The sequence below is a fragment of the Nitrospira sp. Ecomares 2.1 genome, assembly GCF_965152585.1.
In genome coordinates, this window is record NZ_OZ224219.1 from 1,453,193 (window position 1) to 1,478,600 (window position 25,408).

Sequence of the window (25,408 nt, forward strand, 5' to 3'; positions counted from 1 at the left end):
TCGGTCTTTCGAAAGGGAAAATAAAGTATAAAAAGCGAAAAACCCGAAAAATTGATGGCCGATTAAATAGAGACACCCTGAGACTACATGCAGTTATTGAGCTGGAAGGTCTGACGGGGCCGTCGCCGACGTTGGAAAGGTCTGCCGGGGACTTTTTACCCTGCAGACGATGATGCAGATGGCATTTCCATTGTCACGGGCTCTTGGGTCCTTTGAGCTCCCTGAGCTATTCGTGTCGCCAGAAGGTGAATGCGGTGAAGGTGGTGTTCGATGATTTCCAGATCGGCAGCCTTGGCTGCGGCTTCAAGTTCAGCAGCCGGCTTGTTCAACACATCAAACCCCACAGTGCCACCCGCACCCTTCAGCCAATGAGCCAGCTTGGCCAAGGCCTCCATATCCCGATTGGAATAGGCGGCATCCATTGCCTGCAGTTGTTCGTTCAGGCGGCCCACAAAACGGGAAATCACATTGGCGAATTTCGGGTTGGTTGACCCTAACCTGGAAACGATGGGTGAGGAGTCCTCAATCTGTGAGGCTTGATGGTGTGAGGACTCCGGGAGGACGGATGGTCTGGATGATTCCCCACTTGGTTGACCATGGAGGAACTGAGCCAATTTAGTGAGGAACCGGTCGATGTCGATTGGTTTTGTGAGATAGTCGGAAAATCCGGCATCATATAACTCCTGCTCGAAGCCTTTCATGGCGTTGGCAGTGAGCGAAATGATGGGGATCTGCAGGCCTCTGTCGCGCAACGTGCGAGTGGCAGTAAGCCCGTCCATCTCAGGCATCTGCATGTCCATGAGAATGATGTCATACTCGCTTGCCATAGCCATTTCCACTCCTATCAGACCATTTCCCGCTTCGTCGATGCTCAAACCATAACCCTCCAGGACCACCTTCACGAATTCGCGGTTTTCCGGCCCATCGTCCACGACCAGGATCCTGGCCGATGGAAAGACCCAGTTGGTGAGTTCCTGCATCATGCCCGGTTCGTCGATCCTTAAGGCCTGCCCGGGTGTGACCCAGGCCACCTCCCCCGCACTGCCGGCATCCAGTGTAATCTTGAATACACTGCCGACTCCCGGCTGACTGTCCACCGTAATATCCCCACCCAGGGCACGTGCGAACTTGCGGCTGATAGCTAATCCCAGGCCGGTTCCCCCAAACTTTCGGGTTACCGACGCATCGGCCTGGACAAAATCTTCAAAAATCCGCTGAGTGGCTTCCGGATTCATTCCAATCCCGGTATCTGCGACATCGATATGAAATTGGATCAGCTCTCCGGCGACCTGCTTGGCGTGCGCGGTCACCGTGACCGCGCCGCGCTCAGTGAATTTCACCGCGTTCCCCACGAGGTTGGTGATAATCTGGCGAATCCGGCCCGGATCGCCGATTATGGTCTCCGGGACGTCATCCGGTATCTTAAGTTCGAGTTCGATGCCCTTCTCATGAGCCTTCACACCCAGAACCCTGACGACATCCATGATCACGAGATAGGGATTGAATCGTACCCGTTCGATCTCCAGACGCCCCGACTCGACCTTCGAGAGATCCAGAATATCGTTAATGAGGTCAAGCAAATGTTTCCCACTGGAATGGATGATCTCAAGATGTTTACGGGTTTCAACCGAGTCGCGTCCGTAACCACGTTTAATCAGTTCTGTGAAACCCAGGATGGCATTCATCGGTGTGCGGATCTCATGACTCATATTGGCCAGGAAAGCGCTCTTGGCCTGATTGGCCGCAACGGCCTCTTCTTTGGACTTCAGTAACTCGATTTCCGCTTCTTCCAATTGCGTGACGTCGTCAAAGCTGACCAAAACCCCGACATTTTTGGCTCCGCTGCCAAGGATAGGGGAGCAGTTAATCATAAACGTCAGCCGCGTGCCGTCGGGTAGAGTCAATCGGACGCGCTCATTCTTTTGAGCCTCTCCCGAATTCAATGCGATATGCCAGGGGTGTGTCCCCGGTGCCAACGGATGGCCTTCGATGTCAGACCAGGGAAACGCTCCGACCGCCTGACCCAAGAGCGCCTCAGGGGTAGAGGTCAACAAGGTAGCGAAGGCCCGATTGGCCAGCATGATTTGCCCTTTGTTGTCGAGCACCAGGAGCCCTTCTGCCATCGTATCCAGAGCGGATCGCACACGCTCAGGAACAGCCTGTGAGGGATCGAGTTGTTTCAACATTTTTCCCAAATACAGGTAAAAGCCGATGAAACACATTAGGGCCACAAATAGCAGGAGTTGTGTCTGTTGGCCGGTGATAAACGCGAGCCAACCGTCGTCACTAACCGGTGTGAATCGCAGTTCGACTTGGCCCCATTTATCTTCCCCTTCCCAGATAGCGACTGTTACCTGGGTATTTGAAGAATAGTCCGACTGGTTGTCCCGCCAATGGTTCTCATGGTCACCTATTGTGACAAGCCATTCACCCGATTCAGTTCGCAATCCGGCAGATAACAGGTCCGGGTTTCGGTCCACGACCAACTGTAAAATTCCCTCCAGGCGCTCAACATCCTCCTGGGTAATGAGAATTGTGCTATTGGCGGCGATGGACTCAGCGAGGGCCGCACGTCCCTGGCGAATCGCGCCGGTTCGGTCCGGCATCAAACCAAACAAGCTGGCTGTTAGCAACACACTGATAAGGAGACTGACCTGGCCGAAGGCCAGACGGGACTTTGTTGAAAGAATGTTCATCCCTTATTCCAATTGAACCAACGGGCTCGAGGGGCTTTAGCGGGAGCCCCGGTTTTCTCCTCAGCTATTTCGGAAGACGCGGTGGGTTTCTCAAACAGTGACTCCACCGAATCGCCTTCCACGCCTTTTTGCCCACTTTGGCGCTTCTTCTTCGCCGCCGCATCTAACACCAACAGGGGGTTCACAAACTGCCAGGCCGGCACCGACGAAAGCAGGGCCGTCAAGAGCACCCCACTGCGTAGGAGCCAGACAACATAGCCAATCGACAAGCCGGTGGAGACGGCAATGCTGGATGCCAAATAGGCTTGTTCGGTGTCGGCGACCTCCTGAACATCGTCGCGAACCCGATCGAGGTCCTGAAGGAATCCTGATCTGTGCAGCAATGACCGGATTTCATCCTTGAAGGCTGTGATATCAGGGGGCTTTTTGAGCACACTCCACATGTCACTCACCATTCCCGCGAAGCCTGTGCGCTCTCCATCCTCTTGCTTAGCCGGCAATTCGTGTCGTCCCAGCGTATTTTCGGTAACCGAATTTTTGGCACCCGTAATCGTGGAACCCTGGCCGCCATCAGGGATATTCCCTGGCGAGCCGGGATCAAAACTGCCACCATTGTCAGGCGCCTGGTCCTCCGAAGGCTCGTCGCCGGAATCTCTCGGCGGGGGATCTGATGAAGGCGCAGGGTCCTGTGGCGTGGGTATGAAAATTTGTGGCGGAACATTGGTTTGGGTAACCGCGACGGCAATGGCCTGTGTATCGACGGACGTGCCGTCGGAGACTTGGACGATCACGTCATAGATGTTATCGGCTCCGATATCGCCAGGCGCCTGGAAATCCGGAGCTGTGATGAATGTGAGGACACCGGTCACGGGATCCATGGTAAATAATGCCGCATCGGCTCCGCCGATAATGCTGTAGGTCAGGGGATTTCCATCCGCATCTGTGGCATGCACATTCGTCACTGCCCTGGTGCCGGTGGTAACGGAAATATTGGCGGTGGTACCGCCCCCGTTCGAGGTGATGACCGGCGCATCGTTGATTGGTGTCACGGTTAAATCCACCGTGACAATATTCGAGGTGGTACCGGAGAGATCGCGGATCGTATAGGTGAAACTGTCGGCAAGGGTTTCTGAGCCATTATGGGTGTAAGTCACCGTCCCATCGGAATTAATGCTCGTGATGGCGCCATTAGTGGGACCGGAGACAATGGTGATGCTGGTCAGATCCAATCCGTTATCCGGATCGGTATCATTGATGGAAAGGTTCAGCGTATTTGTGGATCCCTCGTTGACGGTGAAGCTGTCGGCTACTGCGGTAGGGGGATCGTTGACCGGTGTCACGGTCAAATCCACCGTGACCGTATTCGAGGTAAGGCCGGAGAAATCCCGGATCGTATACGTGAAGCTGTCGGCAAGGGTTTCGGAGCCATCATGGGTATAATCTACCGTTCCATCCGTATTTACGCTGGTGATAGTGCCATTGCTGGGGGCGGAGACAATGGTGATGCTGGTCAGATCCAGTCCGTCATCAGGGTCGCCATCATTGTTGGAAAGGTTCAGCCGGGTGGTTGCCCCTTCATTGACAATAAAACCGTCCCCCACGGCTACCGGGGGGTCGTTCACGGGATTCACGTTGATCGTCGTGCGTGCAGCGACACTGTCTGCCGTGCCGTCGTTGACATACACGTCGATCAATCGGTCTCCGTCGGTGGGAGCGTTCGTATCCGTGTGCTGGTACTGAATTGCCTTGAGCAACGTTTCTGTCTCGACCTCTGTAAACGTGCCACCGCCTTGTTTGGTAATCGTGACAGTGGCTGTTCCGGCTCCGGTGCCAATCACGACATGATAGTTCCCGCCGGTGCTGTCCTGTCCGGCCACGGCGGTCGCCAGAGTAAAGATATTGCCGTCGAGCACGAGCGTCTCGGTATTGCCGTTCAGCAGTCCGCTCACGCCCAGTTTCACATAGGCAAAGGTGGTGCTGTCCGCATCCAACAGATCCGTGTCACTATCGGCGATGCCAATCGGCCCGCCGCCTTCAGTGAACGTAACGGCATAATCGTTGCCGGTGGCACCTGAACTGTCGTTGGCATCCAGGTCTACGGTCGGCGGGTCATTGACCCCATTGATGGTGAAGGTAATGGATCCTGTATCGCTCCGCGCGCCGCCGGTGCCTTGTCCGCCAGAGTTGCCGTCGTTCATCACAAAATCAACCTGCACGCTACCCGGTGGGTTGCTGCTGTTATTGGCATACGTGATCTGTTGCAGGGCACTGTTGACCAGGGCGGTGGTGGCGTTACTGTTGAAAGTGAGGACCAATGTCCCACCGCTGTTGGTGGTGACGGTGCCGATGGTCGTTCCGCCAACTACCAGGCCACCGCTTTCGGTCAAGGTACTCAGCGTGCCGCTTTCAGCGAACATATCTTCCGCATTGGCGCCGCCGTTTCGGGCCAATGTGAGCGTCGCGCCGTTATAATCATTGGCGGCATCTAGTTCAGGGTCGGCGATGGTGGCATTGCCGTCAAGCACCACCTTGGCACCCCCTTCAGTGAAGGCGGGCGTGTTGTCCAGACCGGCGAAGACAGGCTGGTCATTAACCGGATCCACATTGATGGTCGTTCGGGCGGCGGCACTGTCTGTCGTGCCGTCATTCACTCTCACCTCGATCAACCGGTCACCATCAGATGGTGCGTCCGTATCCTGGTGCTGGTATCGAATTGCCTTGATGAGCGTTTCCGTTTCGACCTCACTAAATGTCCCGCCCCCCTGCTTAATGATCGTCACTACGGCCGTGCCGGCGGAAGTGGATACACGCACATGGTAGTTGCCGCCGGTGGTATCCTGGCCTGGCGCATCGGTGGCCAGAGCAAAGGTATCCCCGTCGAGGATCAAGACTTCCGCATTGCCATCCAGCAGGCCGCTGACCGACACGGTCACGTAAGCGAAGGTCGTGCTGTCCACATCTGCCAGATCGGTGTCGCTGTCGGCAATCGCCGTGGGACCGTCGCCCTCGGTAAAGGTGAACGCATAATCGTTGCCTGTGGCTCCGGAACTGTTGTTGGCATCCAAATCCAAAGTCGGTGAGGTTGTGGCCCCATACTGGCGGGCAAAAATATCGGTTTGCGCTCCGTCGCTGCCGGTCCACACGGCGACAAAGTTATCACGGTCCAGCATGGCCACAGAGGCGCGGTCCTGCACGTTGGCGGTGGTTTGATTAATCAAAAACTCAACACCGATTTTTTGACCACTGGAGTTAAATTTCTGACCAAAGATCCCGGCCCCGTCGACTTGACCAGCCTGATTACCGGTGCCTTCCCACACGACGATGAATTCTCCAATCTCATCCATGGTGATCGAAGGATTGGTCTGAGTACTGAGGAGCCCCGAGGTGTTAGCGATTTTGGGGAGATAGAGGGGATTCCCGGTTGCATCGAATTGCCTGACATAAATCTCCGGATCCAGGACTGTCGCGCGATAGGCAACGGTAAAACGGCCATCGCCACTCATATCCACTGCGGCGGCACCGGCACTGAGCTGTAAGAGCACGTCAACCTGACCGCTATTTTGTGGACTGCCTCCGCTGTTGTAGAGCTGAAAGAAGACGTCGGACCCGTTATCCCATACGACAACAAATCCACCAGAATCCGCAATCCCTACCGAGGGATCCTTCGCAGCCGCTGCGGTGTTGACGGTGATGTCACTGCCGGTCAACCCTCCGCCCATGCTGCCGCGTCGTACAAAAATTCCTTCGTTGCCCCCGCCGTCGCCTTCCCATGCGATCACGAAATCACCGGCGCCATTGATGTTCACGGATGGATTTTGCTGAGTGTTGGATGTGCCGGTGTTGACGATCACGTCTCCGGCGTCGATCGCTGTGCCGTTGGCCAAAAAGCGTCGCATGAAAATATCCCCGCCTTGGGTCCAGGTAACGAGAAAATTCCCGCTGTCGTCGACGGCGACATCGGTCCACGCATTCGTTCCGCCCCCGATGTTGACTTGAAACTGCGCAATCTTCTCGTTGCCACCACTATCGAACACCTTGGCGAACACTTTGTCGTTTGAAGTTCCGTTCGTCCAGACCACCACGTAATCGCCGTTGGGTGCGATATCAACCGCCCGCTCGGCCCCTCGCAAGGGCCCGCTGGTTTGTTCGTTGTCCCCGGAAGGATCGTTGACCATAAATTCACTCTTCGAGACAAAGGCGGAGGCCGTATATTCGAACGCCCCGATGTCCGGTACGGCATCACGCGTGATGCCCCGCTGATCAATCGCAGGTGCCCCTGTTGTTGTGCCGGCGTTGAGTGCAAGGCTACCGGCCATTAGCGCATGTGTTCGAGTCGGCCCGCCGTTGTTGGTAAGTGCCCCGAGATTGCCGCTGACGCCGGTAATGTCGCTGCCAAAACCGGTCCCTCCTGTTACATCTTTGATCAGGTTGAAGCCATTGCTGCTGAAGGTGCCATCGACATCGGGATTTGCAGTCGTTGCAGTATTGTCACTCACAATCGTGTTGGAAATTGTGATGGTGCCTGCGTCCGCAACAATTCCACCTCCATCATCATTGGCATGGTTAAGTGTGAATGTGGAGTTCGTTATGGTAATTGATGTATCTGTCCACAATCCCCCACCGTCAATCCCGCTAGTGTTACCGGTGACTGTAATGTTTGTTAACGATCCACCGTCAGCCCCATGAAAGTGTATGGCACCTCCTTCAACAGTGGCGGAGTTATTAAAAAACAGGACCCGATTCACATTGGCAGTCCCGTGCACGTGTAAGCCTCCGCCACGGTCGCTAGAATTGTTTTGCACAATCGCGTCCGTCAGATTCAGGATGCTGGAACCATCTACGAAAATCCCACCACCATCGTTCGCATTACCTCCTTGAATGGTGATCCCGCTTATTGTCGTAGTATTGGATCCTAAGATGTGAAACACCCCATCCACACCGAGACCAGAAGCATCAATTATGGTATTCGCCGCGCCGTTCCCGATAAGGATGAGGTTATCCGTGATGTCCAGGTCACCCGTGGCTGCAGAATCTTCCCCCGTTCCGGCAATGGTGAGCAGGTAGGTCCCGCTTCCGGCGAAGGTAATGGTATCGGTGCCGGAATTCGCATTGGCATCCATGATGGCTTGGCGGAGTGACCCTGCGCCCCCATCCGTGGTCGTCGTAACCGTGAAAGTCGCCAAGACCCCTTCCCATGCGGCTTGGGCGGCTTCGCCAATCACGATGGACGTTTCAATAAACCCGGTGGAGGCTTCCAAATTCCAATTGGCATATTCGCTGACGTGCCCGGTCCGGTCCGTACTGGCTGCGATATCAGCCCCTGTCAATTCGCCCAAGGTTTGCATTGCCGATAGGCCGGCCTGACCACGGCCAAAGTTACAGCCGTAGATCAATAGGTCGGCCTCGGAAGACAGACTCTGCCCAATCTGACTTAACACCGCCGCATACTGATTGCTGATCGAATCATTGGTGAGAAAGGCTGTGCCTAAATGCAGTTCCGCTTCGGTGCCTTCTCCAATGAGATGAATGGCATCCACAGCATTCCGGTCCTTGAGCACCTCTGCAATTTGTTCAAGTCCATCCCGCCCCGCATCCAGAAGAATGACTTCTGCGCTAGGGTGGATACCTTTCATAAGGGTCTGGTAATCCTCAACCCGCGTATCAATGAAGACAATTTCCCGACGATCGGTTGGCGTTGCCGATGAGAGACCGGAGGCCCATGAGTTTTCACTGTCAGGATCCATGATTTCACCGGAAATGGGTTCCGCGGGGGCATCGGGGCCCGGAATCGATTGATCTTGGCTGGTCTGATCCTGGATCACTTCCGCCCCGGTCACGAGAGCGGCCCCATCAAATAAGATCCTCGGTTCGAGTGCTAACAGTGGTTTCATTCTACCGACCATCTCCATATCAAGTGATCACTGGCAAAGATGTTTCCTTCTGTAAATATTCTCCCTGGTTGTGTTGGTGTATCTGCCATTACGAACCTATTTTTTGGCATAATTCTTTCATCTGAATTTTTTGGGTAGCGATAAACCCAATCGAACTTACTTAGCACCTCTAGATCATTGTTTTTCCTTTTGACGCATTCTCTCAACATAAAACTCCTCCATCTCCCTATTCGGCTATTGGCTTCATTGACTGGAAGACATGAGGGGAAATTTTCACCATCAAAAAAATTTTGGGGTGGTGGATCTGAATGGATGCTGGAATATGGGTGTCCTATCTAGAAGATCGGATCGGATTCTTGATTCCTCAAAAAACAGTCAAAATAGGGTTCATAAAAAAAATGACATCACGTGTGGTGGAACAATGAGGTGAATTTGAAAATAAATTTTGGATGCCATATAGCTCAAACAATGAGATCACAAGACGTTGTGATGGATTGGTAAAGATTGTTTCACATCTGGGCAGTTCTCGTATAAATGAGAACGATCTACGATATTAATCTTGCCAAAAGAACGTCCGAGAAACAGAGCTGGAAAGCTGTTAAACGGCAGCTCTGGTTTCTATTGTGAACAAAAATGCTCGAAGGGCCCGTAAGGATAAACGGCCTAGAGTTGAGGGAAATTTCACATGCCGGTCAGCGGAGTCATTCGGGCAGCTACTATCCTGAGGCAAGTTTGCGCGGGCATAAGACGCGTGCTGGAGTGAATTGTATCGGATGGATCATTAACCATTTAGCGATGGCATTACACATTCAAAAATTTCTGATCGATGTGGTGGTGATAGGATTGGTCCTGCTGGACTCCGGTTGTGCGGTCATGCCCACTCCACTCACTCAGGAAGAAATTCAACAGCGGGTCCAAGAGGACCTGGCGCAACTCACGCAATATCAGGAGCCCGTGGCTCGTCCCATTACGCTCTTTGAAGCGATGGCGCGGGCGTTGAAATATAATCTGGAAACGCGGGTGCAGGGATTAAAGGAAATGGTCACGCATCGCCAACTGGATCTGGCGCATTACGATATGCTGCCAAAAGTGGTGGCGGATGCGGCCTATAATGGTCGCAGTAATTTTGCGGGAGCGAGCAGCCAGTCCTTAGAAACAGGCCAACAATCACTCGTGTCCTCCACTTCATCTGATAAGGATATTTACACATCGAATTTAACATTGAGCTGGGATGTCCTGGATTTCGGTCTATCCTATGTACGGGCTAAACAAGCCGCTGACGATGTGCTCATTGCGGAAGAAGATAAACGTCGCATTGCCAATCGGGTAATCCAGGATGTTCGATCCGCGTTTTGGAAGGCCGTGGGAGCGGAGCGGGCATTGGGTCGGCTGGCCTTCCTTCAGGATTGGGTAACGCAAGCGCTGGGTGAAGCGCATTTGATCCGGGAACGCGCCTTGGCGGATCCGCTGACCTCCCTGCAATATGAACGAGAGCTCTTGAGCGCACAACGGGAAATTCAACAACTCTATCAGGAATTATCGTTATCAAGAATTCATCTTGCCGAACTCATGAATTTAAACCCTGGTGAGCCCTATGAACTGGCTGTGCCGGAACATCCGCCCCTTGTATCGAAAGTTGAGGAGAAACTGGAAGATTTGGAATACCGGGCACTCATGAATCGTCCGGAACTGCGAAAAGTCGACTATCAAAAACGAATTAACGCCAAGGAAACCAAAGCCGCCATCCTGGAATTGCTCCCGAACCTGAATGTGTATTTTGGAGGTAATTATGATAGCAACAATTTCCTGTTTCATAATAATTGGCTGAATTACGGAGCCAAAGTTAGCTGGAATCTGTTGAATGTGTTCCGGCATCCTGTCCGTTTGCAGGTGATCGACGCACAGGAAAAGGTGCTGGACATGCAAAGTTTGGCCTTGACGATGGCTCTGATGAGTCAGGTCCATGTGTCGGTGGCGCAATATCATGCGGCCATGAATGATGCGGCCACGGGAAAACGCTATTTTGACACACAAATGGCCATTGCCGACCAGGTCCAACGTGCCTGGTCGCTTAACCGGCTGAGTGAACATCTGGTCATCCGGGAAAAAATGCAAGGTCTGGTGGCCGAATTACGGTATGAATCGGCTCTGGCTAAGTTAGAAATTGCCTATGCCAATGTGTTGGCCGCGATTGGAGAAGACCCCTTCCCCACGGACATCGCGGGAGACGGTGTGGAAGAATTGGCCGTGGCCTTGCAAGAACGTTGGGAATGGCTTGAACGTCCCGAGGTCTTCGCGCAGGTTCATCCAACTGACGCTCAAACCCAAGCAACAACCACTCAAACCCAAGGGGCCGAGCCTCAACCCCAACAGACGTTCGGTCAATCCCAAGAGGCCGACGCGCTACCACCAGAGCCTGAGCCCCAACCCCAAGAGACTGGCGTGCAACCTCAAGAGACTATCGCGCAATCCCAAGAGACAACCACTCAACCTCAAGAGAGAGTTAATCCATGATACATCGACACCCTATCCACATTCTGTGTTTGGTCCTGAGTCTGATCATGCTGACTTCAGGCGTCAGTTTGGCAAAAGGCGGAGGACGCAGCAGTTTGCCCTCATCGGATCTTCAGACGATTCGGGGCATCGTGAAACCTGTCGTTGAGGCGGTGCTTGCCAGTGAAATCCAGGCGTTAGTGAAGCGGATGCCGTTTCGAGACGGAGACGGATTTAATAAGGGAGACCTCCTCGTTGAGTTTGAATGTGCCAAATACCGGGCGGAATTGTCGGCCGCTCAAGCGGATTTGGATGCAAGGCAAAAGACCGTCATCAATAACGAGGAGCTGGCCACTCTTCACGGGATTGGCCGGTTGGAAGTGGACATTTCGCAGGCCGAATTGAAAAAGGCTCAGGCGGTTCTCACAAGAGCACAAGTGATTGTTCAAGGTTGCCGGATTCCTGCCCCTTTTGCGGGACATGTGGTCAAGACATTGGTCCACCCTTATGAAAGTGTGAATCCGTACGATGATCTGGTGAGTATTGTCAGTAATCAGAATCTGGATATTGAATTGATTCTCCCATCGTCTTCGCTGCGGTGGATCGCCAAGCACAGTCCGTTTTCATTTAGAATCGATGAGACCCAAAAGGACTATTCGGCGGAAGTGGTGGAAATTGGTCCTCGTGTTGATCCTGTGAGCCAAACCATTCGGGTCTTTGGCCGGTTTCACAAACATCCCACTGGTGTCTTAGCCGGGATGAGTGGAAGCGCCAAATTTCCGGAAGGCACGTTTCCCACTCAATCAACATTTTCGTCAAGCACGAAACCCTTAGCCTCATCGACGTCCATGAGTAAAAAAACTGCCAAACCTTAACTCCTTCCCGGATCAACTTCCCTGTTGATCCAACGGAGAGAAACGAGCGTGGTGCAAACAGCAACCCAGACAGAGTCCCCTACGCGAGGGATTGGGAAGGACTTCAGATCCTCCTCCGGTCTGTCCGGCGGCTTTTCCATCGCTCCCAAGAACCAAACGGAAAAAGATTCCAGTATTTTTCTGGCGCTTCTTCAACTGGAAAGTCAGGTTCGCAAGGCTCAAACGGTAAAAGAACTCTGTTTTCTTCTGGCCAATGAGACCAGACGTCTCGTGGACTTTCGACAGGCCTGTATTTTTTCCATCACGTCGAAGGGGCGGATGCGGGGAAGGGTGGAAGCGGTGTCCAGTGTGGCCGTGGTTGACCGCAATGCGCCGATGATCACTTGGATTGAACGCGTCATTTCCGAATTATGGGGACAAGGCAGTCTCAAAGATCCCGGTCCTCTCTCCTCCACTCATTGTTCGACAGAACTCCAACGTGATTGGAAGTCCTTTGCGTTTCCTCATGTCTTATGGTGTCCATTAATTCGCGCAGATCAGCAGATGATTGGTGGCCTGTGGTTGACCAGGGAGATACCCTGGCAAGATGGGGAGGTGCAATTGATCCGGCGGTTTGCCGAAACGGTGGCTCATGCCTGGCAGGCGCTCGGGGGCACGAAACGGAGAGTGAAAAGCTGGAAGGTTCTTAAGAACTGGCTATGGGGAGTGCTGGTGGTCGTGATGGCGGCTATGTGGCTGCCCGTGCGATTGTCCACGCTGGCTCCTGTGGAAGTGGTGCCGCGGGATCCGTCTGTCGTGACGGCCCCATTGGATGGGGTGCTGGGAGAAATCCTTGTCCACCCGAATACCCTTGTTCAAACAGGGCAAACCCTCTTTCGCTACGAGGACACCACATTCCGGAATCAATTTGAAGTGGCGGAAAAGAATCTGTCCGTCACCTGGATGGAGTATCGCAAAGTGTCGCAGGGTGCATTTGTCGACCATGACACCGGTGCGGGTATGCCCGTGCAGGCCTCGGAAGTCCGGCTGAAAGAGGCCGAACGGGATTACGCCTGGGACATGTTACAGCAGGTGGAGGTCAAAGCTCCCCGGGCGGGCATTGTGATTTTCACGGATAAATCCGAATGGATCGGCAAGCCGGTGGTGGTGGGCGAACGCATTATGGAAGTGGCCGATCCCCAGGAGTTTGAATTGAAAATTGATCTACCGGTGGAAGACGCCATCGTGTTACGGGAAGGCGCCGAGATTGAGGTGTTTTTGAATGCCCATCCCTTACGAGCCATACCTGCCCAATTAATTCATGCCAGTTACCATGCGAGTATTCTCCCGACCAATGTCCTGGCCTATCGGGTGGAAGCCGAGTTCACGGATCCGCCTGAAGATATTCGAATTGGCTGGCAAGGCACCGCAAAAATCTATGGGGAACCGGTCACCCTCTTTTTCTATCTCTTCCGGCGCCCACTGGGAGTTCTTCGACAAACGTTAGGTTTCTAATGGGTCAGCCAAAGCCTCAAGAAGACATTTCCCTTCCACCCTTGCGCGAAGATCTTCAGATCCTGCCCGGGACCCCCACGCCTGATGGCGTCCCCACCTGGACGATTGTGGACATGGTGCGCAATCAATTTTTTCAAATTGAATGGTCCGCCTTTCAACTGCTTTCCCATTGGCAGGCGGGAACGGCAAAGGGACTGGTGGATCTGGTGACCCGAACCACCTCGGCCAAGGTCTCAACCGGGAATGTGATGGAGTTGGTCCAGTTTCTTTATAGGAACAATTTAACCCGGGATTCCTTAGCCGGTGGAAGTCAGGGGTTCTTAGAACAGGCCGAACAGGCGAAACAACATTGGTTGCTGAGAGTACTCCACAACTATTTATTTTTCAGAATTCCCCTATGTAATCCCGACCGGTTCTTACGAACAACGCTTCCGTTCGTCACTCCGCTATTTAGTTCCTGGGCCTTATGGTGTGTGATCATCCTGGGTGTGATCGGGTGTATGGGAGTTGTGCGGCAGTGGGAATCGTTTGCCAACGTTTTTTTATACTTTTTCACGTTTCAGGGGATGACCGGTTATATCATCGGGTTGGTGGCCATTAAGATATTGCATGAACTGGGGCATGCCTATACCGCTATCCGATATGGGTGCCGGGTCCCCACGATGGGCCTCGGATTCCTCATTATGGTGCCTGTCCTCTATACCGATACAACCGATTCCTGGCGGCTCACGGTCCGGAAACAACGCGCGGCGATTGCCGCTGCCGGAATGGTGGTTGAACTGAGTGTGGCGATGCTCGCGACCTTTTTATGGAACTTCTGTCCTGATGGCATTGTCAAAAGCATGCTCTTTGTGTTGGCGACCACCAGTTGGGTGACGGGGCTGCTGATCAATTTGAATCCACTGCTCCGGTTTGACGGCTACTACGTCCTCTCCGATTGGCTGGGTGTCCCGAATTTGCAATCACGGGCCTTCGGGTTTGGTCGTTGGAAACTACGGGAATGGTTGTTTGCCTGGGGAGATGCTCCTCCGGAACACATGCCCCCGCAACGGCAATGGGTGCTGATCGCCTATGCGTGGGCGGTGTGGGTCTACCGGGCCGTCGTGTTTGTCGGCATTGCGGTCCTGGTGTACTACTTTTTTTTCAAGGTTTTGGGGGTCATTCTCTTTCTCGTGGAAATAGGCTGGTTTCTGGCATGGCCGGTCTATGAGGAACTGCAGGTTTGGTGGACACGTCGAACCGCAGTCGTGAAATCGTGGCGTGGCCGTGGAGTCGGAGTCGCATTGACCGGATGTTTACTGATGAGCGTGATGCCTTTGGATACGACGGTGGAGATTCCGGCGATTCTTGAGGCTCCGGAACGTATAACTCTGTTTCCACCGGCTCCGGCAATGGTGGTGGAGGTGTTGGTTGAGGAGGGAGATCGGATCGAACACGGTGAAACACTTTTAATTTTACAGTCGCCACAGGTGGAACATCAGATTGATATCGTCGGACATCGCATTGCGGCGTTGGAATTGCGCGCAGAACGGGAAGTCGCCTATCAGGATGATCGGGATGATCATTTGGTAATTTGGGAGACGCTGGTGGGCGAACGAAAGGCTTTGGCCGGCCTGGTTATGCTCCGGGAGCAATTGATCCTGCGTGCTCCATTCTCGGGCGTGGTCACGGACCTGGCATCGTCCCTCCATCCAGGGCTGTGGGTGAATACCGACATGGCGATGGCCCATGTGATTGGCGAACATCCGTCCTTGATGCTGGCGCTTGCCACAGAAAAAGAAAAGACCCGGCTCTCAGTGGGGAATGAAGGATGGTTTTATCCGGACGACCCTACTCGGCCTGCCCGACAGGGGGAGCTTCGGGACCTTCGTCATGTGGACGAATCGGAAATGGCGTTACCGTATTTGGCCTCTATCTATTCCGGGGGGGTGCCCGTGCGCCAGGATGCGCGGGGCCGATTGATTCCGGAGCATTCCGTGTACCGGGTGGAACTGGATGTGACGGACAGGGATCCTTCCTGGAATCAGGTTGTGCGAGGGGTGGTCCATGTGAAGGGCAATGGGCAAAGTTTCATGGGGCATCTTTGGGCACGTGCGGCCTCCATTCTCATTCGGGAAAGCGGAGCCTGATTGTGAGAAGAAAAAGTGGAGTTGGGAAGATGCGCTCACTTGAGCGGCCTTTTCTTTGTCTACTCCAACAAGGTCAGTCCTGGGGACTACCCTGCTTTACGATTAAAAATCACGGTAGTGGTGCAGGGTTTGAGAGCCTTAAAGGCAGCTCACATTCTCTTTCATTAAAACAAATAGTCCAGACTTTGCTTCCAACATTCTCCTCTAACATTCCAATCACCACCAGAATCTATACACCAGTAACAATGCCCACCAACGTCCACTAACATTCAAAAAGCGGAAAGTAACCCCCTCAAACCTTTATTAGTCTGCATCAAGAGTATTTCCCTAAGATCCGACAAATGATATGGGAGTCCCTTCTTTTGAGGGGCTACCTTTGTGCTCGATAACCCCTAGGGGTACAAAGGATTTTTGAACAATTTGTGACCTAAATTATTCGTCTTCACATTTCATTCATGATTGAAGATCGTCATATGAAAGTCATGTACCGCAGGCTCGCGATGCTCGAAGCCGGGATGGATACCAAGGTGGTAACACCGGGTGCCCAAAAAAAGCGGAAGTCCACCCCCTCCCAAGAGCCTCCAACGGTCAGATTGACCAGGACCTTTATTTCGTTAGAGCCACGGATTCTCTTTAATGGTGCCAAGCTTGTCGCAGGGGTGGAAGTCGTTCAAGACTCCATCACCCAAGAACAACCGGGCATTCCTTATACCGAGGGAGAGCGTAAAAAAGTAGATGACATCAATTCCGCCGCCGAGGTCATTCATCTCGATTCCACCCGAAATGGGAGTTTTATTGCTATCTTGGATCTGGATATTAAGGTGGGTTTGCTAGAGACCCAAGGCATCATTATCAGAGCAGGATTTCAGAAATGGCAAAGGTTGTTAACTGAGACCACCTATATCGTGTATGAACCTGCGTCCTCGGATATGGGCGATCAAGCCCATGAGATTCACTCAACCAAGCCGTGGGGGCAACCATATCCATATGATAGTCCGGAATCGATATATACGGCTGCCCGTATTGGTCTCATTTTCTCCTCTACTTTCCCCTCAGGATCCTCATGAAACGATTGACCTTCATCTGTTGGATGAGTCTGGGTCTGGTATCTCTTACCCTGAGTATCCTCTTAATCTGTGACCTGATGATCGGCCTCATTCCGGACCAAGCCGCTCAAATCTTTACCTATCGGCAAAAGTATAGCGAAGCCATGGCGGTTCAGTATTCCATTCTGGCGCAGAGGGAGGATGACCAGGACATCCAACAGGCCTTGAATCTGTTGGTTGAACGGAATGCGGATATCCAATCAGTGGCCCTGGTTTTGGAAAATGGTGAGATTATGGCCATGGCCGGGCCGCATCGTGCTCTCTGGAGCCAGCCATCCGGAGACCGCTCCACGCTCGATCATATTCAGATTCCTATTTTTAAAGGGGATCTGCATTGGGGAACGTTACAACTCCGATTTCCTTCTATGGATACCGGGATCTGGACCCATGTCCTTGATAATACCTGGGTAAGATTCCTTGTCCTGGTCATGGTCTACGGGTTTTTGGGCTATTTTTTGTATATGAAACGAACGTTGCGGCAACTCGATCCCAGTTCAGTCGTCCCCATGCGGGTGCAAGCCGCGTTTGATGTGTTAGCAGAGGGTGTGGTGTTTCTGGATGGTGATGACCGAATTGTGTTAGCCAATCGAGCCTTTAGTCTCATTGTCGGTGTTGATCCTCATGACCTGATCGGGAGCACACTGGATGGTTTTGAATGGACGTCTCCCGACCCGCTCACCCCGCTGATCACTTACCCTTGGAAGACCGCGCGACAGGACAAATGCTTGAATTTGGATGTGCCTCTGGTTTGGGAGAGGCCCGGGAAAACCGTAAAAAATTTCCGAGTCAATTGCACCCCCATTTTGGGTGTACGCAAACAGGTCCGAGGAATTTTGGTGTCGTTCAATGATGTGACGGTATTGGAAGACACGATTCAGGAGTTAGAGTTGTCAAAAATCGAACTGGAAAAACTGGCTCACCGAGATCCCTTGACGGGTTGTTGCAACCGGCGAGCCTTATTCGAGGCCTTTGAAGATCAGTGGGAGCGGGTCCAACGTGACGGTACAGATTTGGTTTGTATTATGGCGGATATCGACCATTTCAAGTCGTATAATGATCGGTTTGGTCATGCGGTGGGGGATCAAGTGATTCAAATCGTGGCGCAAGTGTTATCAACAGCTTTACGTCCTTTGGACATTATTGGCCGGTATGGGGGAGAGGAATTTTGCATTCTCCTGCCTGGGCAGACTTGTGTCGAGGGCATGTTGGTGGCCGGACGGTTACGGGAACACATTGAACGCTTGGCCAGTACCGCTATTCGCACGACGTCCGGGCAGAAAATTACGATGAGTTTTGGTGTGTCAGCCGCCGCTTTAGGAGCTTCTGATTATTTGGAATTGGTAGCCCAAGCCGACAAAGCCTTATATGTGGCCAAAGAGAATGGGCGGAATCGGGTGGAACAGTGGATGGTTAATGAAGCGGTTGCTGCGTCAGCTCAAGATGAGAAATTGATGAGTCACTCAGTATCCTAGCGGGAGTTGGGGAGGGACTGGGATTATATGCAATTTACGGATGATTTTTACCCAGCCTCTAGTCAAAAAATGCCCCTCGCAGGTGAATGGAAGTGGATAAAGGAATTTTCAGCGGTCGAAAAAAAAGGGTGAGTGTGGTGCCATGGGGAGCCTTTATGATTGACCTTTTTTTGACGGTTTTTGGAACTGCAGTGATATTAATTTTGTCTTTTATTGCACCAATTTTTCTTTTAACTGGAGAACTTTTTCTTGGTATTTTGAGCTTAGGGTATTATCGACCTCAACTTAAAAAGGAGGCCCTTAAAAGCGAACTGCCATATAGAGAGGTCAGTTTTTGGGTAGGTCTAACAATTTGGATTGGAATTCTTCTTTATTTTTCATACTCTCAATAGTGAGTATGGAAAAAAGAAAAAGTATCCAAAATTCGAGGCCTATCTCTTGAAATCCTTCTGCTTCTTGGCGGGAGGAATACACTCAGTTCAGGTTACTGGTTTCATGGCCTGATGCAACACATCGGTGATCCATAATTTGAAAAATCGTTGGGTCGCTTGATGATATTCTGTCAGTTTCCCTGCGATCTCTGTCATGGCAAATTGTCCATTCACAAAGAAATCATGATCGATGAGATAGGCCATTTCTTGTATAGGTTGCGCGATCGGATCGAGTCCATGTTGTACGCAGACCAGGTCAACTCCACCATTCAGTCCTATCACCACCTCACTGTGTGTGGCTTTCATGGCTCCGGCCATCCCAGACCAGGCGAGGTCTCCTGTCCATTTGTTGTGTAGAAGTAGATCCCAATTTTTGTCCGTGAGGTCAACCATCGCCAGCCTGTATGTGCTTGAAAGGCTCCCCATCCCTCGTACGGCCTGGCAACCATGGCAAGAGATCCCCGATTGAAAGGCCATTGCCACCGCTGAACAGCGCTGAACAGCGCTGAGGAAGTTATACGAAACTTGATCTTGTGTCAGGAAAAAATTTTGAAAGAGGTTTGTGCCTCATCCCTGAATCGTGACCGGAGGAGCTAAGGACATTTGGACAATGACATCAAGCATGGGTGTCATTCGATACAGATGGACGGGTGAGTTTTTGTTGGCAAAGGGCATTGCCTTTTTGAATTGAGGAGTAATTCCCGTATTCGGTTTTCCTCCTTGTATTCTTCTGCCATGCAGGGCTTACTTGCCATTATCCTGCTGCCACGGGTTGATGTGCTTCCTTCATGAGATCTAACATGCCGGAGAGCTGCTTTCCTGCTTCTGTCATGCATTCTTTGAGGTTTTCCTCATCCAGACCCGTTAATTTCCACGATTCGGGAGCTACCAGATGTTGCCATTGGGCATGCCCATTGGGTGCCTGGAACCCTTCCGTGAGTGCGCTCGCCATATTGAGGAGTGCCGCTTCAAATCCGTGATCGGTGGTGCCGGATGGATTGTTTTGATACCGAATGGCGATCCCGAAATTTTTTGGTAGTTGCCATTCCTCAATGAGTGTCTGGCCCACTTCCGTAAAATCGAAGCCCAATATCCGTTGTTCCATAATATGGATGGGCGTCCCGGTCGTAGCGGACTCTCGTAACACCTGTTCAGATGGTTCGGGGAGTTGCTCATAGAGGATGAGATGTCCGATATCTCTTAACAAACCCTCTACAAACATCCTTTCACTGTCCACCAGAAAACACTTTCTTGCTAATTCCCGTGCGACCAGTCCACTAAAGAAGCTGTTTGACCAAAATACGCTCATACTCATCACTTGTTGGTTGAGGCCCGAAAAGGTTTGGGTGACCGAAATGGCGAGCGTCAAATCATGGAGGGGTTGCATACCGAGGATTCCGACAGCCCGGGAAATGGTCTCGACTTTTCGAGGCATTGCGTAAAACGCGCTATTGACTAACTTGAGGACGGCGACAGTCATGCCAGGATCAATGCTAATCGCCCTGGACAGATCGGCCATGGTGGACTCAGGATTATCAATGACCTTTTTGACTTGCAGATAGACGTCCGGCAGCGTAAAAAGTTTCGTGCAGTTTTTTACGGTTTCTTCGGCTGTCAGCATGTTGATCCCTTCTGGTGCAGCTCTGGTGTTCAACGGCGAAAAATTTGCCTCTTTCTTGTAGTTCTCGGACATTTCCCTGGGGTACTTAAAATGAATTCTTTTCAGTTCCGGTTTGGCTGTTGGTTCATGCAGCTGGTTGAGGTCGGTTTTCAAATGGGATGTCCGTTCAGAAGCCAGGAAGGAGTCTGTCGTTGCCCTGAGAGGTCAGGCTTCATTCATGCTGGCAAAGGAACGAGGAGAATGGGCGTAACAATTAGGAACGATCGGGGCGATGAGAGACGGAGGGTTGGGTCGTTGCTGATATTTTTTTATGGATGCGATTTCTGCCCCATGTGATGATGGCAAATGAGAGGCCCAAGGCGATGGGCACAAAAATCCCAGAGGCTAATTCATACTTGTCCAGCCAACCGAGTTCGTGGAGGGCCTTAAAGATATAGTTGGCCAGGCCACTTACATAATAGGCAATCACGATCACGGAGAGGCCCTCTACGGTGTGTTGTAAGACGACTTGGCTTTTGGTGGTCTTATCCAAGCTGGCCAGGAGCTTCACGTTTTGATCTTGTTGCGCCAGGTTTTGCTCTTGTAAAAGTAGTTCCACCTTAGTGCGCAGGACCGCAATGGTGCCCTCAAAGTCCTGCTCTAAGGCCTGAATGCGGGTCAGTAATTGCTGATATCCATCGGACACCCCTGTAATTTTCCATTGAAAATAATCGATGAGCGTTCGACCGTAAGGCAGAGGATGTTCCTGAAGTGCCAGGGTATTACTGTGCACAATCCGATCGTAAGGGACCGAAGCCGAAAGGCGATAACGTAGCGAAGCGGTCAATCTCCCCACTTCAAGGAAATCATGGGTTAACGCTTCCAGCCACTGTTGAAGGGTACTATGTGTCGCCAGGTTCAGTTCTTTCGTAATAAGGGTCCGTTGATAGAGCTGACGCTGTTCGAAGATTTGAACCTGATCGACCGATCGGGAGAAGGCTGGATAGGGAAGGAGAATCAGATGGGTATAGTTTTCAAGTGTGGTCAAAATTGTTATCAGTCTGGCCAGTTTTTGGCGTAGTAAAACAGGATCGGGAGCCCAAATGAGATATCGTTCCCGATCATGTTCGTCCGGAGTAAAGCTGGTAGCAACGCAGATGTCCTCCCCCAGAACCTTGCTGGCATACATTTGCGGCCCGGGGAGAAGGGTCCCCAATTCCTCCTGGTCGTAGGTACGCGCCGAGATGACCAACAGATCCAACGCGTTCACCTGGATGCCCAACGGAGAAAAGGGAAATACATATCCGGGAAATCCCAACGGTCCGAATCCTAATGGTTGGGTCGCGTCAGAGGGGATATGCCAAATCTGGTAGCTGTAATATTCTGTGTGGGCTTCCCAAATGGCAATGAGTTTGTCCCCATTCGTTCCTTTCTTGACTCCGAATCCAACCTTATCTTCCAGGACAACGTGAGAAGATTCGATCTCCAAACAGTTCAGCAGTTGTTGGAACTCTTTTCGGCTTTGGGGGCGTTCACTTGCCGGATTCGCCATGCGATACGCGGTGTGATGCACATGGGCGGGAACATCCAACCAGCCTTCCAAATATCTTTCCTGCGCCTTATGCATTTGGCGAAGAATTCCTTTTCCTGGGGAACCGGGTTTTAATTTCATTGGTGCGCGAAGACTTGTGACTGGAATCGAAACTGGAAGGAAAGTTTACTCATTTGAACAGAGTTCTACCCTACCTGATAGGTTTCAGGCAAGAGGAGAATAGGAATGAAGGCAGTTGAGTGTTTGAAGGGGTTTGGATTGTGTTCAAAAGGGGATGGCCCAGGAACGGATGGGGATCATGCTAAGGCGAGTTGAGACTGAATCCAGTCACATATTCGATTTTCCGCCCAGAAAGGGTCCTCCTGCCTATGGTGCCGTTGAAAAAACCCGCAATGACCCCCATGTGCAGGCGCCTCAAGCTGGATAAAAGGATTGGAGTGGAGAGCAGGGTCGGCAAACATGGGGTAGGGGATAAACGGGTCGTCTTGGGCGGTGATAACCAGGGTCGGAATTTTGATTGAAGACAGCGTATTACGAGCGGCGCTTTGTTCGTAATAGTCTGCGGCATCTCGGTACCCTCCGTCCTGAGCGGTATAAATCTCGTCAAATTCCCACATAGTCCGAATATGAGAGAGGTGTGAGAGATCCCACCGACCCGGGAATAGTTGTGATTTTTTTCGTAATTTGGCGGTTAAGCTTTTGAGAAAATACCGATGATAGAGCCAATTGGAGGGACGTTGCAGTGCGCGTACGCAGGCCGCGGGCTGGATGTTGGGACAGACGGCTGCGACTCCACGAAGAGAGGGGAGGGTGGTTCCATGCTCGCCGGCTAATTTGAGTGTGAGATTGCCTCCCATGGAATACCCGACGAGCCACACTGCAGTGCAGCCATCCTCTTCAGTAATTTCTTGAATAATTTTGCCGTAATCCTGGCTGAGCCCATTGTGATAGAGAGTGGGAGTGAGATGTTCAGATCCTCCACAATTTCGTTGATTGATGCGAATGCTATTCCATCCTGTATTCCAACATTTCCTGGCCAGACCCCTCATATAGTGTGATTCGGTACACCCTTCGAGGCCATGAACTATCAGGATGGTGGGGTGTTGTGAGGGGGAGGGTTGCCAATGACATTTTGTCAGAAGGCCCACCTGTGGGGAGACCTGAAAAATGCGTTCTTGTGTGGGCATTCCGGATGGAAAACTACCGCGTGGCCACCATCGTGGGAGAAGGGTCATACGGTGTGGGTCAGCTAACCACGGGTGTGGAATAAATGCTTTGGATGGCCACAAGGAATGATTAAGCATGTGTGGGAATCAGGTTGACGGTGAGGGCTCTTTGGCTGTCTCTCATGATTGGGATACCAAAACTCCTGTGTGTGAAACAAGTCTGGATAAAGGAAATGGATCAGTATTGAATGGTCAATCACGTGGGTGTGATCACATTGAACGGGGAGTACCTATTTGACAGGACAGTGGAACTTTCGGTAGACCACCTCAGGTTTTTATTCGTTGTTGGCCCATCTTGTTTGGCCGTATGCTGTCAATCTTTACCGTAGGATCGTGGAAGTGTCTATGAAAAAACCAAAGTCCTTGCAATCCTCAGGAAGCCGGGAAACGTTTCTCATTTTTATTGTAGTGGCCTGCGGGATTATGGCGACTCTTTCAGTGAATCTGTTCAATCAATCGGCATCGGACCCTAGCGAAGCGAATATAGGGGAATCCACCCGTTCGGACCAACCACGGTCTGTTCCAGAGAAAGTCCCATCTGTGAAACTCACCGATGTGCCACTCGCCACGGGCACCGAGCCGATGGAAAAGTTGTTTGTGCAATCCGGCTGTGCGGTGTGTCATACCATTCCAGGTATTGCCCCGGCTCTGGGACGTGAGGGACCTCGGTTAGTCTTAGGGACGAATGGCCCCCTTCGATTGGCAGACCCTCAATATCAAGGGACGGCGACAACCGTTCGAGAATACATCCAGGAATCCATTTTGAATCCAGGCGCGTATGTGGTGCCCGGATACTCCGATAGGGTGATGCCCCGGTGGTATGGGACGCGGCTCAATGCGCTGGCATTGAATCGTATTGCAGAGTATTTAGAAAATGTGAAGGAGTAAAAAATTCCCGGACAGCTTCAAACGACGTGAATGCGTCAGTTTGTCTCATGTCGTCTTACTTTTTCCCAACACCTTGGAGAACATAAGTTTCCATGTTGATGGTGATCTAACCCTAGGAATGCCTGGCATCGTAGGGAGGTTGGGCTGTGCGAATGTTAGAGTTAGAATCGAATTCCCAATAACATACCGATGGTGGTTGCTACTCACCTGATTCGGTAGAACCAGAGCCTGGAAGGTGAAAATCAGCGTGGTTGCCAGGGACATGGCCTGACTGCCTTGGTCATGATTCGCATAGACAAGCTCCACTCCGCCAAAAGGAATGATGGTGACTGGAACGACCGGAATGTGATACCGGCCGATTCAAGTGGAGGTAATCTGAGTGAGGCCTTCGGCAGGGGAAATCAGGAGTTGTGGGCCGACCGGGAATTATGAGCCCAGAAAATAGTGTACCTGGCAACTGAGCGTGAACACGGTATCATCGGTGGATATCTGCCAGGAACCCGGTATCCGTTCCAAACTCCAACTGGTTTTCTGCCCGTAGGGACGTACTAGAGAGAGCAAAGAGGAGAGCTAGCAGGGCCACGATAGTTTTTATCCACTTATCGACCATCATGTCGTTCTTGCCCCCTTTTGGTTAAACACGTAATGTGAGCAGTGGGACTCAACTCCGCATTATTTGTGAATTATCCCTTGAGCATCCGTGTTGAGGTTTTCGTCTTAGCTCAGGTTTGTGTTCACAACAAAACCTACCCCCCCTCTTCCCTGGATTCTGATGGTATGACATTCACCATCTGAATGCACAAGAAAAAGAGGAAGATGAGATCTTTTACCCCTCCCCTACCTGCCGTTGGCAGTTCAAGCTGGAAACTGTGGGAGGGTGGCAGGTACTAGCAGCGAGGTGAATAAAGGAAAGCCTCCTTAATGTTTCGCGGCATCCTCTGCCATATGTTCGGTACTTTCCATTGCTTCGTGGGCGGCTTCTTCCGTTTGCTCGGCAGCATTGTCCATGGCTTCACCCGTGCTTTCCATGGCGCTATTGACGGATTCGGATGTTTTTTCGGCCGCTTGATCAAGATTCTTTCCAGCCTTTTCGGCAGGGCCCTCTGTTTCCCCGCACCCTGATAGTGAAGCCACCAGTCCAAATGCACAAACAAGACATAGCCCTAATAAGGGGAATCGATTCATAGCAGAAACCTCCTGTTTAAAGTGGGAAACACGTGCTTGTCCATCCTGTTTGGTCTCTCGTTCCAGTGGGATCTTAGGGTCAGGAGAAGGGTGTTGAATGGAATACGAGGACCATTCATGCGTGAATGAACTTAATCTATTGTACTCTAAATTGAAGAAAGATCAATGAGTCGTAAGTAATTTGTTTTACGTGAATGTCTTCTATGACCGGAGACCTGATTGAAACCCAAAACTTCAGGGATGGTTCAGATTCAAGCCACTGGGCGTTTTGGATGAGGACTTCCTGAGGAATGTTTGGGTTGGCTGTCGGTATGATACGAGATGACTCTGTTCATAGGAAGGTCTTGCGTTTCGAGTTTTTTGTCTTAAC

The 25,408-nt window shown here is 51.8% G+C and carries 16 protein-coding genes; 8 read left to right on the plus strand and 8 right to left on the minus strand.

Annotated features, from left to right (window positions below):
* Positions 1-155: 155 nt before the first annotated feature.
* On the minus strand, positions 156-2,696 hold the full coding sequence (locus ACWHYD_RS06355; protein ID WP_447965073.1) for an ATP-binding protein: 2,541 nt from the start codon (positions 2,694-2,696) through the stop codon (positions 156-158).
* Positions 2,693-8,587, minus strand: a complete 5,895-nt coding sequence (locus tag ACWHYD_RS06360) for a DUF4347 domain-containing protein (protein ID WP_447965074.1) — start codon at positions 8,585-8,587, stop codon at positions 2,693-2,695. The genes ACWHYD_RS06355 and ACWHYD_RS06360 overlap by 4 nt, the downstream gene beginning before the upstream one ends.
* A gap of 669 nt (positions 8,588-9,256) precedes the next feature.
* Between ACWHYD_RS06360 and ACWHYD_RS06365 the strand changes: the two genes are divergently transcribed.
* The 7 genes from ACWHYD_RS06365 (at position 9,257) to ACWHYD_RS06395 (ending at position 18,548) form a co-directional block, all read left to right on the plus strand.
* Entirely contained in the window at positions 9,257-11,101 is a 1,845-nt protein-coding gene (locus ACWHYD_RS06365) for a TolC family protein (RefSeq protein WP_447965075.1), read from the plus strand.
* On the plus strand, positions 11,098-11,955 hold the full coding sequence (locus ACWHYD_RS06370) for an efflux RND transporter periplasmic adaptor subunit (protein ID WP_447965076.1): 858 nt from the start codon (positions 11,098-11,100) through the stop codon (positions 11,953-11,955). The genes ACWHYD_RS06365 and ACWHYD_RS06370 overlap by 4 nt, the downstream gene beginning before the upstream one ends.
* Positions 11,956-12,003: 48 nt before the next feature.
* On the plus strand, positions 12,004-13,449 hold the full coding sequence (locus ACWHYD_RS06375) for an efflux RND transporter periplasmic adaptor subunit (protein WP_447965077.1): 1,446 nt from the start codon (positions 12,004-12,006) through the stop codon (positions 13,447-13,449).
* Positions 13,449-15,578 carry a site-2 protease family protein gene (locus ACWHYD_RS06380; RefSeq protein WP_447965078.1) on the plus strand — a complete coding sequence of 710 codons (2,130 nt, stop codon included), beginning with the start codon at positions 13,449-13,451 and terminating at the stop codon, positions 15,576-15,578. The genes ACWHYD_RS06375 and ACWHYD_RS06380 overlap by 1 nt, the downstream gene beginning before the upstream one ends.
* A 473-nt stretch (positions 15,579-16,051) precedes the next feature.
* Positions 16,052-16,645: a hypothetical protein gene (locus ACWHYD_RS06385; RefSeq protein ID WP_447965079.1), complete on the plus strand. Its 594-nt coding sequence runs from the start codon at positions 16,052-16,054 to the stop codon at positions 16,643-16,645.
* On the plus strand, positions 16,642-18,156 hold the full coding sequence (locus ACWHYD_RS06390; RefSeq protein WP_447965080.1) for a diguanylate cyclase: 1,515 nt from the start codon (positions 16,642-16,644) through the stop codon (positions 18,154-18,156). Before ACWHYD_RS06385 ends, ACWHYD_RS06390 begins: the two co-directional genes overlap by 4 nt.
* Before the next feature lie 92 nt (positions 18,157-18,248).
* The gene (locus ACWHYD_RS06395; protein ID WP_447965081.1) at positions 18,249-18,548 is read left to right on the plus strand and encodes a hypothetical protein; all 300 of its coding nucleotides are present in this window, start codon (positions 18,249-18,251) and stop codon (positions 18,546-18,548) included.
* A gap of 87 nt (positions 18,549-18,635) precedes the next feature.
* Here ACWHYD_RS06395 and ACWHYD_RS06400 read toward each other — a convergent pair whose 3' ends face one another.
* From ACWHYD_RS06400 to ACWHYD_RS06415, 4 genes are all read right to left on the minus strand, one after another.
* On the minus strand, positions 18,636-18,893 hold the full coding sequence (locus tag ACWHYD_RS06400) for a TIGR04255 family protein (RefSeq protein ID WP_447965082.1): 258 nt from the start codon (positions 18,891-18,893) through the stop codon (positions 18,636-18,638).
* A 448-nt stretch (positions 18,894-19,341) separates the two neighbouring features.
* Positions 19,342-20,208, minus strand: a complete 867-nt coding sequence (locus ACWHYD_RS06405) for an HDOD domain-containing protein (RefSeq protein ID WP_447965083.1) — start codon at positions 20,206-20,208, stop codon at positions 19,342-19,344.
* Positions 20,209-20,461: 253 nt separating this feature from the next.
* Positions 20,462-21,814, minus strand: a complete 1,353-nt coding sequence (locus tag ACWHYD_RS06410) for a DUF3422 family protein (RefSeq protein WP_447965084.1) — start codon at positions 21,812-21,814, stop codon at positions 20,462-20,464.
* Positions 21,815-22,035: 221 nt separating this feature from the next.
* The gene (locus tag ACWHYD_RS06415) at positions 22,036-23,043 is read right to left on the minus strand and encodes a YheT family hydrolase (RefSeq protein ID WP_447965085.1); all 1,008 of its coding nucleotides are present in this window, start codon (positions 23,041-23,043) and stop codon (positions 22,036-22,038) included.
* 267 nt (positions 23,044-23,310) lie between these two features.
* Between ACWHYD_RS06415 and ACWHYD_RS06420 the strand changes: the two genes are divergently transcribed.
* Complete coding sequence (locus ACWHYD_RS06420) at positions 23,311-23,853, plus strand: c-type cytochrome (RefSeq protein WP_447965086.1); 543 nt, start codon at positions 23,311-23,313, stop codon at positions 23,851-23,853.
* 475 nt (positions 23,854-24,328) lie between these two features.
* Here ACWHYD_RS06420 and ACWHYD_RS06425 read toward each other — a convergent pair whose 3' ends face one another.
* Together ACWHYD_RS06425 and ACWHYD_RS06430 are read right to left on the minus strand one after the other, a co-directional pair.
* Positions 24,329-24,466 carry a hypothetical protein gene (locus ACWHYD_RS06425; protein ID WP_447965087.1) on the minus strand — a complete coding sequence of 46 codons (138 nt, stop codon included), beginning with the start codon at positions 24,464-24,466 and terminating at the stop codon, positions 24,329-24,331.
* Positions 24,467-24,771: 305 nt separating this feature from the next.
* Positions 24,772-25,038: a YtxH domain-containing protein gene (locus tag ACWHYD_RS06430; RefSeq protein WP_447965088.1), complete on the minus strand. Its 267-nt coding sequence runs from the start codon at positions 25,036-25,038 to the stop codon at positions 24,772-24,774.
* Positions 25,039-25,408: the final 370 nt, after the last annotated feature.